General features: G+C 55.4%; 11 protein-coding genes and 1 pseudogene. 8 read left to right on the top strand and 4 right to left on the bottom strand.

Features of this window, described 5'->3' with window-relative positions; all coding sequences use genetic code 11:
• Positions 1-12: 12 nt before the first annotated feature.
• Complete coding sequence (rcsD, locus tag FQK12_RS25855) at positions 13-2,673, bottom strand: phosphotransferase RcsD (RefSeq protein ID WP_014230215.1); 2,661 nt, start codon at positions 2,671-2,673, stop codon at positions 13-15.
• A gap of 771 nt (positions 2,674-3,444) precedes the next feature.
• Here rcsD and FQK12_RS25845 point away from each other — a divergent pair.
• The 6 genes from FQK12_RS25845 to mgtE all read left to right on the top strand — a co-directional run bounded on the left by FQK12_RS25845 (position 3,445) and on the right by mgtE (position 10,830).
• A complete protein-coding gene (locus tag FQK12_RS25845) occupies positions 3,445-4,563 on the top strand; it encodes a porin OmpC (protein ID WP_014230214.1) in 1,119 nt (372 codons plus the stop codon).
• Positions 4,564-4,665: 102 nt separating this feature from the next.
• A complete protein-coding gene (apbE, locus tag FQK12_RS25840; protein WP_014230213.1) occupies positions 4,666-5,718 on the top strand; it encodes an FAD:protein FMN transferase ApbE in 1,053 nt (350 codons plus the stop codon).
• A 72-nt stretch (positions 5,719-5,790) separates the two neighbouring features.
• A complete protein-coding gene (gene ada, locus FQK12_RS25835; protein WP_014230212.1) occupies positions 5,791-6,855 on the top strand; it encodes a bifunctional DNA-binding transcriptional regulator/O6-methylguanine-DNA methyltransferase Ada in 1,065 nt (354 codons plus the stop codon).
• The gene (gene alkB, locus FQK12_RS25830) at positions 6,855-7,505 is read left to right on the top strand and encodes a DNA oxidative demethylase AlkB (protein WP_014230211.1); all 651 of its coding nucleotides are present in this window, start codon (positions 6,855-6,857) and stop codon (positions 7,503-7,505) included. The genes ada and alkB overlap by 1 nt, the downstream gene beginning before the upstream one ends.
• A 76-nt stretch (positions 7,506-7,581) precedes the next feature.
• Positions 7,582-9,225, top strand: a complete 1,644-nt coding sequence (locus FQK12_RS25825; protein WP_014230210.1) for a multidrug ABC transporter permease/ATP-binding protein — start codon at positions 7,582-7,584, stop codon at positions 9,223-9,225.
• 168 nt (positions 9,226-9,393) lie between these two features.
• Positions 9,394-10,830: a magnesium transporter gene (mgtE, locus tag FQK12_RS25820; RefSeq protein WP_014230209.1), complete on the top strand. Its 1,437-nt coding sequence runs from the start codon at positions 9,394-9,396 to the stop codon at positions 10,828-10,830.
• Here mgtE and FQK12_RS25815 read toward each other — a convergent pair.
• Positions 10,793-12,040 carry a SulP family inorganic anion transporter gene (locus tag FQK12_RS25815; RefSeq protein ID WP_014230208.1) on the bottom strand — a complete coding sequence of 416 codons (1,248 nt, stop codon included), beginning with the start codon at positions 12,038-12,040 and terminating at the stop codon, positions 10,793-10,795. The genes mgtE and FQK12_RS25815 overlap by 38 nt on opposite strands.
• Before the next feature lie 279 nt (positions 12,041-12,319).
• On the opposite strand from FQK12_RS25815, the gene mqo reads away from it, so the two are divergent.
• Positions 12,320-13,954: a malate dehydrogenase (quinone) gene (gene mqo / locus FQK12_RS25810; protein ID WP_014230207.1), complete on the top strand. Its 1,635-nt coding sequence runs from the start codon at positions 12,320-12,322 to the stop codon at positions 13,952-13,954.
• Positions 13,955-13,998: 44 nt separating this feature from the next.
• Here mqo and eco read toward each other — a convergent pair whose 3' ends face one another.
• Together eco and FQK12_RS25800 are read right to left on the bottom strand one after the other, a co-directional pair.
• Entirely contained in the window at positions 13,999-14,490 is a 492-nt protein-coding gene (eco, locus tag FQK12_RS25805; RefSeq protein ID WP_014230206.1) for a serine protease inhibitor ecotin, read from the bottom strand.
• Positions 14,491-14,692: 202 nt separating this feature from the next.
• Positions 14,693-15,799 (bottom strand): AI-2E family transporter, encoded by a 1,107-nt coding sequence (locus FQK12_RS25800; RefSeq protein WP_009653963.1) that lies wholly within the window; start codon positions 15,797-15,799, stop codon positions 14,693-14,695.
• Between the two features lie 342 nt (positions 15,800-16,141).
• On the opposite strand from FQK12_RS25800, the pseudogene FQK12_RS27515 reads away from it, so the two are divergent.
• Positions 16,142-16,403 (top strand): annotated as a pseudogene (locus FQK12_RS27515) (hypothetical protein); the annotation flags it as partial.

Genomic DNA, 16,403 nt, shown 5'->3' with positions numbered 1-16,403 from the left:
TAGGCTACCTTGCTACAGCAAGCTCTTGACGTAAACGTCAATGTCGCTGATATATTTTTCTATGCCTTGCGCATCTTTTTCACGAATCAGATGCTCAAGCGTTTCACATAACTGCTTGCCGGGTACCAGATTTAGCATAGCAAATGCCCCTTTGAGGCGGTGGGCGGTTTGCGCCAGCGCGGCGAAATCGCCCGTCGCCAGTTCATTATACAGCCTCTTAACATCATCTGGTACCGTGTCAGCAAACAGCGTGTAATAGCCGCTGGCATGCAGTTCGGCGTTACTTTCATTCCCGGGAGAGGATGGCTGCTCCTCTTCCTCAGCAAGCTGCTGCTCAATCAATTGCAGGATAGCTTCCTGCAGCGCAGCGCTGATATTAAAGTTTACGCGGAGCTGACCAGGACCAATCTTATGAACCCGGGCTTCATCATCGCTTAAAAGCAAGCCCGAAGCAGTAAGATTAGACGGATTATCCGTTAAAAAGAGATCATATTGTTGACTTGTGATTCTGTCATCCGGAGTGATGCAGGTAGCTCCCCAGCTCTCCAGCTGACGGGTCACGATACGGCGGACTTCATTGGCGGTCACATCAAGCATGATCACCACTTCATCCAGCAGATGTTCACCCGAATCACTCTCCTCCGCGCTGGCGGCCATTTTTAGATGCAGGGAGTAGCGGGTACCCAGCGATTCGCGCGCTTTGATATTGAGCTGTCCGCCGAGCTTGCGCGTCAGGCGATCGCAGAGCCAGAAGGTGAGGGCGTTGGCTTTGCCGTAAAGGTCTGCCTGCGTATCGTTGAGGAATGGAAAGTGCATATTGTCGATTTCGTTCGCCGAAACCCCGTTGCCGGTATCCAGAATACGGAAGGTCAGACGATCGTCCGCGGATTCATCTTTACTGACTTCCAGGGTTATTTTGCCAATAGGCGTGGTGGTCACCGAGTACTGAATCAGCAGTAAAAGGGTGCGGCGCAGGGCGTCGCGATCGCCGTAGCGCTGCTCATTGGCCGGTAGCGAGTTGTTAATCAGCAGCTGCAGACCTTTACGTTTGATGATGGGCAGGACTTCAGGTACCACTTCATCGATCAATTCCTGAATTGAGAACAGGTCCTGAACGCTCTTCCAGCTATCGCTCTCCAGCAGGTTTGCCAGCTCTATTTCATCAACCAGCTGTACCAGTTCATCGGCATGCTGGGCCAGCCTGCGGCTTTCGGCCATGCCGAGCACAGCAGCTTCTTCCGCCAGCGTTTGCGCCGGCTGTTTCAGCGCCGTGCCGATATGCTGCATAAACGCCGTACGGCCCTGCTGGTTTTTCTCATACAGGCGCTGGGCCTGCTTGAGTTTCTTATTCACCAGCACCTCGCGGTCCTGATCGCGAATAATAAAGATTTGCGTGCGCGGCGACACCTGGCTGCGGAACTGACGGATTTCATACAGTTCATTGTTCACCGTCGCCTGAATCACGCCCTGGTGCTGATCGGCCATGTTGATGATGTTTTGCAGATTCAGATGCGGCAGCAGATGATCGGCAATCGGATTGCTGATCACCGTCCGGTTAGCTTCCTGATCGTGCACCAGCAGCCCCAGCGGCAGCAGAGAAACTATCTCTTCGTGAATGGCGCGCTGGGCGCGTAATTCACTATTGGCGGCCGAGGAAACGGCCGTCCCCACGATGCTTTTGCGGCCGCTGTAGTGACGGAAGGTGGTAAATCCGAACAGCGCCAGCGCCAGCAGGCCAATGTTCAGCAGCAGCGGCAGTAAAATACTCTGCAAGGACTCCAGAATCAGCTCGCTAAAGGGCACCATCCAGACCAGGCGCATACCGGTGGTATTAATCGTGGTGATAATTTCAATCTGCGGGCCGTTAAAGTTAATGCTGACGATGTCGGCGGTTTCTTTATCCGGATTGGCGCTGACGTTCTGCGACGGATCGGGCTCCAGGCGGAAACTCTCCAGCGACATACTGGGAGGGATGAGATCGTTAATGGGCAGATCGAAGGCCACAACGGTCGCCAGGTGGCCGGGCTGGTTAAAGGTGGTGCGTAACGTAAAGTAGTAGCCGTTTTGCCAGGCGAGGTGGCGCAGCGACGAAAACGTCTCGCGTTCATCTAACGTGTTGGCCTGCAGCAGCATTTCTGCCCGTCGTGATTCAACGACGCTGCTGATGGTCGACTCTTTGAAGCTGGAGGAGAGATCTTTTAACGGCAGCGTTGAAACCAGAATCAGGCTGTTATCCAGGCCGTTAAGGTAATACATCGACCAGGGAATAGTCTCGGCGCCCCACAGGATATCGAGATAGTTGGAGATTTTTTGCGTCATTTCCAGCGTTGAGCTGTCATGGGAGCCAAAAATCAGCGCTTCAGTTTTGCGCCGGGGTTTCTCAAGGTAGTAAACGTCCTGCTTTAAACGCGTCTCTTGTAACCCTGTTTCTGCGGCTGAACTGGACGAGGTCGCGGCAATGTTGTCATAGATTTGCCAGGTGGCGTAGCGCCAGGTATCAATGCGTTTATGTAAGTCGTAGCTGACATCGACAACCTGGTAGCTTTTATCTTTTAGCCAGGTGTTAACGGCGCTTTGGATCATGACCCCCATCGTCGCCAGCAGGACGATGACCATGAGAATAAAGAAGCGGGTAATGTTGCCGGGTATCAGGGAAAATTTTTTCGGGGTCATCGTGTGAGAGTACGACTCATCAGTATGTGTAAACGGACTGTTGCACCAAGTTAACCGGGGGCAGCGCAGATGCTATGAACAGTATAAAGGTTAACGTCCAAAATCCATACATCTGAATACTATACAACGACTTTTTTGCCTTGAGATTTATCCCAAACCCGCGCGGCGAGCAAAGATGTACGGCCCGAGTGATTTTGTACAATTATTTACGGATTGACTAACGGAAATAGCACTAAATAACAAGAAATTATATAAACAGCCTTGAGTTTATTCGCAAGCTGTTTGATTAATAACCGTTATTTTTTTCGCCGGTAGCATAGAATAATTAAAGATGTGTAAAGAAGGGTAAAAAAAACCGGATGCGAGGCATCCGGTTGAAATAGGGGTAAACAGACATTCAGAACTGAATGACGGTAATAAATAAAGTTAATGATGATAGCGAGGGTAATTTTAGTCGCAGACGAGAATTTTGTTTTACCATTCAGTGCTATAGATATGTAACCGTGTAACTCATTGACAGGGATTAAAAATTTTTATTTTTTGATTATTAGTGCTTATTTCACTACCCATTTAGGACCGAAAAAAAGTTCCCTCATATTTACAAATTGAAACATCTTGTGGGTATTTTGAAACATCTTAGAAGTTTTAGTATCATATTCTTGTTGGATTATTCCTCGTTTTGCAGCACAATGAAATAGCCGACTGATTAGAAGGGTAATCAGTAAGCAGTGGCAATAATAAAAGGCATATAACAAACAGAGGGTTAATAACATGAAAGTTAAAGTACTGTCCCTCCTGGTACCGGCACTGCTGGTAGCAGGCGCAGCGAATGCGGCTGAAGTCTATAACAAAGATGGCAACAAATTAGATCTGTACGGTAAAATCGACGGTCTGCACTATTTCTCTGACGACAAATCTTCCGATGGCGACCAGACCTACATGCGTCTGGGCATCAAAGGCGAAACTCAGATCAACGACCAGCTGACCGGTTACGGCCAGTGGGAATACAACGTTCAGGCTAACAACACCGAGAGCTCCAGCGATCAGGCGTGGACTCGTCTGGCATTTGCTGGTCTGAAATTCGGCGACGCGGGTTCTTTCGACTACGGTCGTAACTACGGCGTTGTCTACGACGTAACTTCCTGGACTGACGTTCTGCCGGAATTCGGCGGCGACACCTACGGTTCTGACAACTTCCTGCAGTCTCGCGCTAACGGCGTGGCAACCTACCGTAACTCTGACTTCTTCGGTCTGGTTGACGGCCTGAACTTTGCTCTGCAGTATCAGGGTAAAAACGGCAGCGTAAGCGGCGAAGGTACTTCCCCGACCAACAACGGTCGTGGCGCTCTGAAACAGAACGGCGACGGTTACGGCACCTCTCTGACCTATGATATCTACGACGGTATCAGCGCTGGTTTCGCGTACTCTCACTCCAAACGTAATGGCGATCAGAATAACCTGTCCAAAGGTCGTGGTGACAACGCTGAAACCTACACCGGTGGCCTGAAATATGACGCCAACAACATCTACCTGGCGACTCAGTACACCCAGACCTATAATGCTACTCGTTTCAGCGGTAGCGGTGATTCTGACTCCATCAGCGGTTTTGCTAACAAAGCGCAGAACTTCGAAGTGGTTGCTCAGTACCAGTTCGACTTCGGTCTGCGTCCGTCCGTGGCTTACCTGCAGTCCAAAGGTAAAGACATCGAAGGTTTCGGCGATCAGGATCTGCTGAAATATGTTGATGTAGGCGCGACCTACTACTTCAACAAAAACATGTCCACCTACGTTGACTACAAAATCAACCTGCTGGACGACAACGAGTTTACCCGTCGTGCCGGTATCTCTACCGACGACATCGTTGCACTGGGCCTGGTTTACCAGTTCTAAGCACGCTGAAGTTTGAAAAAAGGCGCCGATGGCGCCTTTTTTTATGCCCGGTTTAACCTTGCTGGTGTACTCTTTGCGCCTTAGCCAGAGGAAGCCAATTTTATGGATATCACTTTTTTCCGCGCCGCCCTGTTCGGCGCCTGCGTATTACTTTCAGGCTGTGATTCAGCCACCACTCCCCAGACGCCAAAATCCGCCGCCACCGTGCTGGAGGGTAAAACCATGGGCACATTCTGGCGGGTTAGCGTCATCAACGTTGATGAGTCGAAGGCCGAGGCGCTGCGCCAGAAAGTTCAGGCTCAGCTGGATGCCGACGATCGTCTGCTTTCCACCTGGAAGAACGATTCAGCGTTGATGCGCTTTAACCATTCGCCGGGCACCTCGCCGTGGCCGGTCAGCGAGGCGATGGCGGATATCGTGACGATGTCGCTGCGCATTGGCGCAAAAACCCATGGCGCCATGGATATCACCGTCGGGCCGCTGGTCAATTTATGGGGCTTTGGCCCGGATAAACAGCCGGTCAAAACGCCGGATGCGCAGCAGATTGCCGCGGCGAAAGCGCGCAGCGGATTACAGCATCTGACGGTGATCAACCAGGCCGGCAAGCAGTTTCTGCAAAAAGATATTCCGGATCTGTTTGTCGATCTCTCTACCGTGGGTGAAGGCTACGCCGCGGATCATCTGGCGCGCCTGATGGAGCAGGAGGGGATCTCGCGCTACCTGGTCTCGGTGGGCGGCGCGCTGGCGAGCCGGGGAATGAATGCGGAAGGGCAGCCGTGGCGGGTGGCGATCCAGAAGCCAACCGATCGCGAAAACGCGGTACAGGCGATCGTTGATATCAACGGCCACGGCATCAGCACCTCCGGCAGCTATCGCAACTACTATGAGCTGGACGGTAAGCGCATCTCGCACGTTATCGATCCGCAAACCGGGCGGCCTATCGATCATAAACTGGTTTCGGTGACCGTTATCGCCCCAACGGCGCTGGAGGCCGACGGCTGGGATACCGGGCTGATGGTGCTGGGGCCGGAAAATGCGCGTGACGTAGTACGCGAACAGGGGCTGGCGGTCTATATGATTATCAAAGAGGGGGACGGGTTTAAAACCTGGATGTCGCCGCAGTTCCGCACTTTCCTCGTTGGCGAGAAAAATTAAAGCGCAAGATTTCGGGTTTTTGATGACGGACTTCGGCCCACACTGAAGATACACTTACAGCAGGAGTCCGTGATGAAAACGATAATGATTGATACCGATGAGCGCCGCTGGCAGGCGGTATGCGAACGCGATGCCAGCGCTGATGGTCAGTTTGTCTTTGCCGTGCTGACCACCGGCGTCTGCTGCCGCCCCTCCTGCCGCTCGCGCCGCGCGCTGCGGGAAAATGTTCGCTTTTATCCTGATGTGGCAACCGCGCAGGCGGAAGGCTTTCGTCCGTGCAAACGCTGCCAGCCGGAAAAAACCGATCCGCAGCAGCAGAAGGTAGAGAAAGTGGCTGCCGCGTGCCGTCTGCTGGAGCAGGAGACGCCGTTAACGCTGGAAGCGCTGGCACGCCAGCTTGCGGTCAGCCCCTTTCATTTTCACCGCCTCTTTAAATCCGTCACCGGAATGACCCCTAAAGCCTGGCAACAGGCGTGGCGAGCTCGCCGTTTACGCGAAGCGCTGGGGCAGGGGGAGAAAATTACCGATGCGGCGCTCTCTGCCGGTTTTCCGGATAGTAGCAGCTACTACCAGCAGGCTGACGCCGCGCTGGGAATGACCGGCCGCCAGTTTCGCCGCGGCGGGGGGGATATTGATATTACCTGGGTATGCGGTGACGGTCCGCTGGGGCGCTGTCTGGTGGCTGAGAGTGAGCGGGGCGTGTGCGCCGTGCTGCCCGGAGAGGACGACGCCTTGCTCTATGCGGAATTAGCCAGCCTGTTCCCCAATGCGCGGCTGCATCCGGGCGACGAGATTTTTCGTCAGCGGGTGGCGCAGGTATTTTCCCATCTTGATGACCACCGGCAGCCGTTTTCCCTGCCGTTGGATCTGCGCGGCACGGCGTTTCAGCTTCAGGTCTGGCAGGCGCTGCGTCAGATCCCGGCGGGGGAGACCCGCAGCTATCGCCAGGTCGCGCAAAGTATTGGCCGCCCCCGCGCGGTGAGGGCGGTGGCAAGCGCCTGCGCTGCGAATAAACTGGCGCTGGTTATTCCCTGTCATCGGGTCGTTCGCGAGGATGGGGCGCTATCCGGCTATCGTTGGGGTACGGCGCGCAAGGCGCTGCTGCTGGCGCGAGAAGCGTCATCCGAGGAGAAATAATGCTCGATCTTTTTGCCGATACGCCGCCCTGGCAGGAGCCGCTGGCTCCGGGGGCGATAATTTTGCGCCGCTACGCCCGAGAGCGCGCGCCGGCGCTTTTGCAGGCAATCAGCGAGATTGCCTGCCGTTCGCCTTTTCGCCAGATGGTCACCCCCGGCGGCTATACCATGTCGGTGGCGATGACCAACTGCGGCGAGCTGGGCTGGACCACCAACCAGCACGGCTATCTTTATGCTGCCGACGATCCGCTGACGGGCAAGCGCTGGCCGCAGATGCCGTCGCTTTTCCGCGAACTGGCCGCAGAAGCGGCGGCGGCGAGCGGCTATGCGCGCTTTACCCCGGATGCGTGTCTTATCAACCGCTATCAGCCGGGAACGAAGCTGTCGCTGCATCAGGATAAAGACGAGCAAAACCTGCGAGCGCCGATTGTTTCCGTCTCTCTGGGGCTTCCGGCGATATTTCAGTTTGGCGGCCTGCGGCGTAACGATCCGCTGCGGCGGGTGCTGCTGGAGCACGGCGACGTGGTGGTCTGGGGCGGCGAATCGCGGCTGTTTTACCACGGTATTCAACCGCTGAAAGAGGGCATCCATCCGGCTACCGGCGGCTGTCGTTACAATCTCACTTTCCGCCTGGCGGGTAATAAAGAATAAAAATAAGAATTATTCTTGCTGTCATCGTCGAGCAGTTTAAACTGCTGGCTGTTTTTGCTTGCCCGGATTACGCGTTATGGAACTTCTTCTTCTTGTCTGGCGCCAGTATCGCTGGCCGTTTATCTCCGTCATTGCCCTGAGCCTGCTGAGCGCGGCGCTGGGTATTGGGCTTATCGCCTTCATTAACCTGCGCCTGATAACCCTTGTCGATACCTCCCTGACGGTCCTGCCGGAGTTTCTCGGGCTGTTATTGCTGTTGATGGCGGTCACCCTCGGCTCGCAGCTGGCGCTGACCACGCTCGGCCACCATTTCGTTTACCGCCTGCGCGGCGAATTTATAAAGCGCATCCTTGATACGCAAATCGAGAAGATCGAGAAAATCGGCAGCGCGTCGCTGCTGGCCGGGCTAACCAGCGATATCCGCAATATCACCATTGCCTTCGTGCGCCTGCCGGAGCTGGTACAGGGGATTATTCTGACCTTTGGCTCCGCCGCTTATCTGGCCTGGCTGTCAGGAAAAATGATGCTGGTTACCGCCCTGTGGCTGGCGTTGACCATCTGGGGCGGATTTATGCTGGTATCGCGGGTTTATAAGCATATGGCGTCGCTGCGCGAAAGCGAAGATAAGCTGTATCACGACTACCAGACGGTGCTCGAAGGTCGCAAAGAGCTCACTCTCAACCGCGAGCGCGCCGAATATGTGTTTACTCAGCTCTATCTGCCGGACGCGCGCGAATACCGGCACCATATTGTTCGCGCCGATACCTTTCATCTGAGCGCGGTCAACTGGTCGAATATTATGATGCTGGGCGCGATTGGCCTGGTCTTCTGGATGGCCAACAGCCTGGGCTGGGCCGATACGGCGGTGGCGGCGACCTACTCGTTGACCCTATTATTCCTGCGCACGCCGCTGCTCTCGGCGGTAGGCGCGCTGCCCACTCTGCTCAGCGCGCAGGTGGCATTCAACAAGCTGAATAAGTTTTCGCTCGCGCCGTACCGCGCTGAGTTCCCGCAGCCGCAGGCGCATCCCCACTGGCAGACGCTCGAGCTGCGCGACATCACCTTCCATTATCCTGACAACAGCTTTGCGGTCGGGCCGATCAACATGACCCTCAAGCGCGGCGAACTGGTCTTTCTCATCGGCGGTAACGGTAGCGGGAAATCGACGCTGGCTATGCTGTTGACCGGTTTGTATCAGCCCCTTTCCGGGCAGATCCTGGTTGACGGGCAGCCGATGGCGGCGGATAAGCCGGAAGATTACCGCAAGCTGTTCTCGGCGGTGTTTACCGACGTCTGGCTGTTTGACAGACTGCTGGGGCCGGAAGGGAAGGCGGCTGACCCGACGCTGGTGGAGAAGTGGCTGGGTTATCTGCAGATGAACCATAAGCTACGGCTCGACGATGGCAAAATCCTCGACCTGAAGCTGTCAAAAGGGCAGAAAAAGCGCGTGGCGCTGCTGCTGGCGTTAGCGGAAGATAGAGATATCATCATGCTGGATGAATGGGCGGCGGATCAGGACCCCCATTTCCGCCGTGAGTTCTATCAGGTGCTGCTGCCGCTGATGAAGGAGATGGGTAAAACCCTCTTTGCTATAAGCCATGACGATCACTACTTTCAGCACGCCGACAGGCTGCTGGAAATGCGCGGCGGTCAGCTTTCTGAGCTGACCGGAAATGAGCGCGAGCTGGCGACCCGCGACGCGGTCGCCCGTACCGCCTGATCGCTTTACGCCGTCCCGGAGGCGCCAGCCGACCTCCGGGCTTCCCGCAGGCTGCTGTTTTTTCCGTCGACTGAATTCATAGCGGTTATTATTTCCGCCTCCTCGCGCTATGCTTAAGGCTTCCGGCCTGCTGGTCTGACAGATATTTTTACAAGGATTGCCTGACCGATGTCCGTTTTGCATAAAAAAAGCGCCAGATTGCGTGACGAAGAGCGCGCCCGCCTCATTTGGCTCCTGAGCACCGATAAAGCCGTCACATCCTCGCTGCTGGGTAAATTAACCCTCGCTGAACGTTACGATGACAGCACGCTTGCCGACGATCTGGCGGAAGTGGAGATGCTGGTTTCCCACCTGCCGCCTCCGGACCTTGCCGATGCGCTCGAAGCGCTGCCTTACGATGCGCGCAACGCGCTCTGGCGGCTGGTCGCTGATGATAAGCGCGGTGAAGTGCTGCTGGAGGCATCGGAAAGCGTCTGGGGCGACCTCATCGAGGAGATGAGCGATCACGACCTGCTGTTCGCGCTGCAAAATCTCGATATTGATGAACAGGTCTACCTGCTGCAGCACCTGCCGCGCGATCTGACCGGACGTTTGCTGGCCACGCTGCCCGCGGATAAGCGCGCGCGTATTCGCCAGATGATGCGCTACGCCGACAATACCGTCGGCGCGATCATGGAGTTTGAAGTCATTACCGTTCGTCCGGAAGCCACTCTCGCGGCGGTACAGCGCTATCTGCGGCGACTAGGGAAAATGCCGGAGAACACCGACAAACTGTTTGTGACCACCCGCAATAAGCTGCTGCTCGGCGAACTCGAGCTGCAAACCATTCTGCTTAACGATGCGCAGAAGCGGGTGGGGGAAGTGATGGAAGGCGATCCGGTGACCTTCCAGCCGCACGAGGACGCGGAAAAAGTCGCGCGTACCTTTGAACGTGATGACTTACTCAGCGCGGCGGTGATTGATGCCGACGGCAAGCTGATGGGGCGCTTAACCATCGATGAGATCGTTGACGTGGTCTACGAGGAGACGGATAACGATCTACGCCGGATGGGCGGCCTGAGCAACGATGACGATGTGTTTGCCCCGGTGAGCAAAGCGGTGAAGACCCGCTGGGCCTGGCTGGCGGTCAATCTGTGCACCGCCTTTATCGCCTCCCGCGTTATCGATGGTTTCGAGCACACCATTTCGCAACTGGTGGCGCTGGCCTCGCTGATGCCGATTGTCGCCGGAATCGGCGGTAACACCGGTAACCAGACGATCACCATGATCGTGCGGGCGATGGCGTTACAGCATATTCAGCCGGGAAGCTTTTCGTTCCTGATCCTGCGTGAGATGGGCGTCGCGCTGATCAATGGGATCGTCTGGGGCGGGATTATGGGGGCGATCACCTGGTGGCTGTACGACGATCCGCAGCTGGGCGGCGTAATGACGCTGGCGATGATGCTCAACCTGTTGATGGCGGCGATGATGGGGGTGATTATCCCGATGGTGATGGTCAAGCTGGGACGCGACCCGGCGGTCGGCTCCAGCGTGATGATTACCGCTATTACCGACACCGGGGGATTCTTTATTTTTCTTGGGCTGGCGACGCTTTTTCTGATGTAGCCTGCGCTTGAGTGCGCAGACGGCGAGGGATCAGGGCCATTGAGAGCAGGCCTGCCAGAACGCCGATTGCCAGATTGCTGGTACCGACGGTCGCGCCGACGGTCACCAGCATCACCAGCGTTTCCGGCCACGGATTGCGCGCCAGCTCCGCCGGACGAATGCTGTGCCAGCTAAAGGTTTTTACCGCCACTATCACCATCACGCCGGCGAGCACGGCCATCGGGATTCTCGCCATCACTTCGCTTAACGCGGTTACCAGCAATAGCAGTACCAGGCCTGCGGCAACGGTCGAGACACGGCTGCGCGCTTTGCCCATTTCAACGTTAACGATGGTCTGACCGATCATCGCACACCCGGCGATGCCGCCGTAAAACCCGGCGAGAATGTTGGCGACGCCCAGACCGGCGCTCTCGCGCGCCTTACTGGAAGGGGTGTGGGTCAAATCGTCTACCAGCTTCGCCGTCAGAAGCGACTCCATCAGGCCGACAAAAGCGATGCTCAGCGCGCAGGGCCAGATGATGCGCAGCGTGGTTAAGTCGAGGGGCACCATCAGGCTGGTTAACCCCGGCAGTCCGCCGCTCATGGAGCCTTCGTCGCCGACGGTCGGCAGCAGCTGGCCGCTGAAAACGGTAAACAGCGTCAGCAGAACGATAGCAATCAGCGGAGAAGGGATCGCTTTAATAAAGCGCGGCGCCCACAGGACAATCAGCAGCGTCAATACGAACAGGCCGATAATCAGCGGCTGCTTGCTCCAGAAATGCGGTACCTGAGCAAAAAAGATGAGAATACCCAGCGCGTTAACAAAACCGGTCATCACCGGCTGCGGGATAAAGCGCATCAGGCGCGCCATGCCGCATAGGCCAAACAAAATTTGAATAACGCCTGCCAGCACGACCGCCGGCAGAATGTAGCCGACGCCGTATTGGTGCACCATGGGCCCGATAACCAGCGCCACCGAGCCGGCGGCCGCGGTGACCATCGCCGGCCGGCCGCCGAGGACCGACATCGCCAGGCACAGTACCACGGAGGCAATCAGGCTAACTTTCGGGTCAACGCCAGCGATGACGGAGAAGGAGATGACTTCGGGGATCAGGGCCAGCGCGGTGAGCACGCCTGCCAGCGTTTCACGCGTCAGCAGCGCGGGCGAGCGCAGTATCTGGCCTAATGCGCCAGCGTGACCAGAGGTAGCGGAATCGGAAACTGGGGGCATAAAAAAAGTTCGCAGAATTTAAAAAATTTTGGCCGGGATCGGTCGCTGCTTACGTGCGGTCGGTCACAAAACCGAGGATAATAGCGCGGATACATCGCTGACACCAGTACAAAATGTGATTTGTGATACACATTTATTAAACATTTTTATAACAGATCTCAAAACTCAACTTAAAATTTAAACAATATTTAAATTTTTTTTCTTCAGTGTTACCTTTGAAGCCGAGAATCGTTTCACCTGCGCTAAATAAAAAAGCGAGTAAAGTAAGGCTCAAATCCGATGAAGAAAAAGATGGCCGTACCCAGCTCACAGGCGGTTGGTTCCAATAACACTCGGACCAACACCCGCCATGAGCAAGAGACGGATGTATTGTTGATTGGCGGCGGCATCATGAGCGCCACGTTGGGAACCTGGCTGCAGGAACTGGAGCCGGACTGGTCTATTACCATGGTCGAGCAGATGTCCAGCGTCGCGGAAGAGAGCTCGAACGGATGGAACAACGCGGGCACCGGCCACGCGGCGCTGATGGAATTGAACTATACGCCGCAAACCGCTAACGGTATCAATATCGATAAAGCGGTTGATATCAACGAATCTTTCCAGATTTCTCGTCAGTTTTGGGCCCACCAGGTGACCCGGGGCATTCTGAAAAAGCCTAAATCCTTTATTAACAGCGTGCCGCACATGAGCTTCGTGTGGGGCGAAGACAACGTGAACTTCCTGCGCGCCCGCTATGCGGCGTTACAACAAAGCGAGCTGTTCCGCGGCATCCGCTACTCTGAAGATCATCAACAAATTAAAGAGTGGGCTCCGCTGGTGATGGAAGGGCGCGATCCGCAGCAGAAGGTGGCCGCGACCCGCTCGGAAGTCGGCACCGACGTGAACTACGGTGAAATTACCCGTCAGCTGATCGCCGGACTGCAATCCCATGATAATTTCTCGCTTCAGCTGGGTACCGTGGTCCGTCGCTTTAAGCGCAACGCCGACAAGAGCTGGAGCGTAACGCTGGCGGATGCGAACAATCGCCACCAGAAACGGGTTATCAGGGCTAAATTTATCTTTATTGGCGCCGGCGGCGCCGCGCTGACCCTGCTGCAGGAAACCGGTATTCCGCAGGCGAAGGAGTACGCGGGCTTTCCGGTCGGCGGTCAGTTCCTGGTTTGTGAGAACCCGGAAGTGGTGACTCACCATCTGGCTAAAGTCTACGGTCAGGCGGAAGTGGGCGCGCCGCCGATGTCGGTTCCGCACATCGACACCCGTATTATCGACGGCAAACGCGTGGTGCTGTTTGGGCCGTTCGCGACCTTCTCAACCCGCTTCCTGAAAAACGGTTCGCTTTGGGATCTGCTGGCCTCCACCAACACGTCGAATATCATGCCGATGCTCAACGTCGGGCTGGATAACTTCGATCTGGTAAAATACCTGATTAGCCAGGTGCTGCAAAAGGACAAAGATCGTCACGCGGCGCTGTGCGAGTACTATCCGGAAGCGCGCAAAGAAGACTGGCGCTTATGGCAGGCCGGCCAGCGCGTGCAGATTATCAAGCGCGACGCGAAGAAGGGCGGCGTTCTGCGCCTGGGAACCGAAGTCGTCAGCGATGATGAAGGCACGGTAGCCGCGCTGTTGGGCGCCTCGCCGGGTGCTTCCACCGCGGCGCCAATCATGCTGCAGCTGATGGAGAAAGTGTTCAAAGAGAAGATCAACTCAGCGGAGTGGCAGGCGAAACTGAAAGCGATTATCCCGAGCTACGGTACGCGTCTGGATGGCAACGCAGCGGAAATTGAAAAGGCGCTGGCGTGGACCAGCGAAGTGCTGGAACTGCGCTATGAGCCGCTTACCGAGGCTGATAACGTTCCGCAGGCGACGCTGAAGCCGCTGCCGGAAGGGAAACCTATCGCTGACATCGCGCTGTAAGCGCTTCTCCGGCGGCGCAGGCCGCCGGATTCACTCTTCAGGCATTAACGCTCAACCGCTACGCCGATGGTTTCGTCCGCTCTCCAGATACGATATTTCACGTCGATATTCGCCGGGGTATAAACCACGATGGGCAGCTTGCTGTTATAGCGCAGCATGCCCGCATCGCCCAGGCCTGCCATCACAAACTGCTTCTCTTTTTTACCATCCGGGCAGGCCATCATGGTTGAGACGGGCGACGTCACTTTATCAAATACGTAGTAGTCGTAGCCCCAGCCTTCCAGGGTTTTGCTTTCCAGCTGGCCGCCAAGGCGGTGGCGATTGCAGTCGACTTCCAGCGTCTGGCCAATCATCAGCTCGACTTTTAATGCGGATTCATCCTGCTGCTGCGGCAGCTGAATCACCTGACGCTTCATCCCTTGTTCCGCCTTTGGAAACGGGGCGATCTTCTCCAGCGGCTGCTCAGCTGCAGCGGCGCTGGTGGACATGCAGGCAACGGCCAGCAGGGAGGCAGCAAACGTAGTGATTTTTTTCACGTGGGTAATCCTTTGTTATCAATCATAAACAGCATAATGTTAGCATTTGTTACGTTGATAGGCAGTGGCGTTTACCAAAATTTTCACAAATACCAGTTATAAATGCTGCTTATGGGCGCGGGGGGAGGGGATTTCATCGCGGTTGAGCAAGGGGCATTCCCCCTGACCTCGCTGTCCCCGCGATGTTGTGCAATACCGCCCGCTACTCCTCGTGATTTTTACCCTCTTCTAAGAAATCCTCATCAAGCTCATCGATGTTTCCGGCGTGATCGCGTCCGGACAGCAGGTTCCAGCAGGCGATAAACAGGGCGGCGATCAGCGGGCCGATAACAAAGCCGTTGATGCCGTAGATTTCCATTCCGCCGATCGTGGTGATCAGGATCAGGTAGTCCGGCATTTTGGTATCTTTACCCACCAGTAAAGGTCGCAGAATATTATCAACCAGGCCTACGATGATCACAAAGAAACCGACGATAAACGCGCCCTGCCAGAGCTGACCGGTCGCGAAGAGATAGATCGCCGCAGGAACCCAGATAATCGCCGAGCCCACCGCCGGGATCAGCGACAGAAACGCCATCAGCGCGCCCCACAGGATGCTGCCATCAATGCCCACGATCCAGAACGCCAGTCCCCCAAGCGCGCCCTGGGCGAGCGCGACCGCCACGGTGCCTTTGACCGTCGCCCTGGCGACGGCGGCAAATTTGGCGAAAAGATGCTGCTTCACGTGATTTGATAGCGGCAGGGATTCCAGAATCAGCCTGACCAGGTAAGGACCATCTTTTAGCAGGAAAAACAGCAGATAAAGCATGATGCCGAAGCTGATGGTAAAACCGAACGTGCCTTTACCAATCAGGAATGCGCTACCGGCCAGGTACTGGCCTCCTTTAAGCGCAACGTCCGAAAGCTGCCGCTGAATCTGTTCCGCGCTATCAAGATTATGCTCTGAGAGGAAGCTCCTTGCCCATTCCGGCAGGTGAGCAAACAGGCTGGCTACCACGGTCGGGAACTGGGTATCGTTATGCTGCAGTTTGGTGTAAACCACGTTGAGCTCGAAGGCCAGCGACGAGAGAATGATCGCCAGCGGGGTAAACACGATCAGACAGATAATCACTATCGTCAGAAACGCCGCCAGGCCGTTACGCTCGCCGAGCCGATCGCGCAGCTTGTTCTTCACCGGGTGGAAGATCACCGCCAGAATGGCCGCCCATAAAATGGCTGAATAATAGGGGGAGAGAACGTCGAAAAAAGCAAGGGTGACGATCAGCACGATCAGGATGAAAAATCCTTTCGTAAGTCCATTAACTCTCATGTAAATCCTTCAGAAAAATGACGTGTACAGTCAAATAATAGAAGTTTTTCCGGGATTTACAATCAGAGTCGCGGTAGCGTTTCGCTTAGAACAGGGTGGAAATATGACATTAAAAAACCCGCAAACTCTGTGAGAGTGCGGGTTCTTAAGGGGTTACCGATTTAATCGGTGAATAATGATGGATATTACATTACCTGGCGTCAAAACAAGGAGAACAACAAGCGCGTCGAAGGTTGTGAAACCGGCGGGTGAAGAGGTTAGTAAATCCGACAAGCAGGGTCGGGCTGAGCGTAATGTACTGCGCCGTGAACAACTTAACGCAAAGACAAATGTCCGGTATATATGCTGGATGAAGGCTATCGCCCAGTACCCGCCGTCAAACAGATTATCTCCTTATCTGGAGAGAAAAAACGCCGTGTTGTCATTCATTCGCCGAATGACTTATGCACTTCGTCCAGGCACAAACCCGATATGGCTGGGCAAAAACTGCAGAAGCTTGCCACATTCCAGCCAGGAGATAATTTTTCTGTCGTCATACAGAGTGACCTCGTCAAACGAAGTGAACGGGGTTTTGTAGGTACTACATCTTCCATGCATCCAGTGG

This window comes from Klebsiella sp. ME-303, from assembly GCF_007910085.1.
GTDB lineage: Bacteria > Pseudomonadota > Gammaproteobacteria > Enterobacterales > Enterobacteriaceae > Klebsiella > Klebsiella michiganensis.
This window is presented reverse-complemented; position numbering and strand designations above follow the sequence as displayed.

Bases quoted from the DNA above. Each gene is read 5' to 3' on its own strand.
- rcsD (WP_014230215.1), bottom strand. From the start codon at position 2,673: ATGACCCCGAAAAAATTTTCCCTGATACCCGGCAACATTACCCGCTTC.
- FQK12_RS25845 (WP_014230214.1), top strand. From the start codon at position 3,445: ATGAAAGTTAAAGTACTGTCCCTCCTGGTACCGGCACTGCTGGTAGCA.
- apbE (WP_014230213.1), top strand. From the start codon at position 4,666: ATGGATATCACTTTTTTCCGCGCCGCCCTGTTCGGCGCCTGCGTATTA.
- ada (WP_014230212.1), top strand. From the start codon at position 5,791: ATGAAAACGATAATGATTGATACCGATGAGCGCCGCTGGCAGGCGGTA.
- alkB (WP_014230211.1), top strand. From the start codon at position 6,855: ATGCTCGATCTTTTTGCCGATACGCCGCCCTGGCAGGAGCCGCTGGCT.
- FQK12_RS25825 (WP_014230210.1), top strand. From the start codon at position 7,582: ATGGAACTTCTTCTTCTTGTCTGGCGCCAGTATCGCTGGCCGTTTATC.
- mgtE (WP_014230209.1), top strand. From the start codon at position 9,394: ATGTCCGTTTTGCATAAAAAAAGCGCCAGATTGCGTGACGAAGAGCGC.
- FQK12_RS25815 (WP_014230208.1), bottom strand. From the start codon at position 12,040: ATGCCCCCAGTTTCCGATTCCGCTACCTCTGGTCACGCTGGCGCATTA.
- mqo (WP_014230207.1), top strand. From the start codon at position 12,320: ATGAAGAAAAAGATGGCCGTACCCAGCTCACAGGCGGTTGGTTCCAAT.
- FQK12_RS25800 (WP_009653963.1), bottom strand. From the start codon at position 15,799: ATGAGAGTTAATGGACTTACGAAAGGATTTTTCATCCTGATCGTGCTG.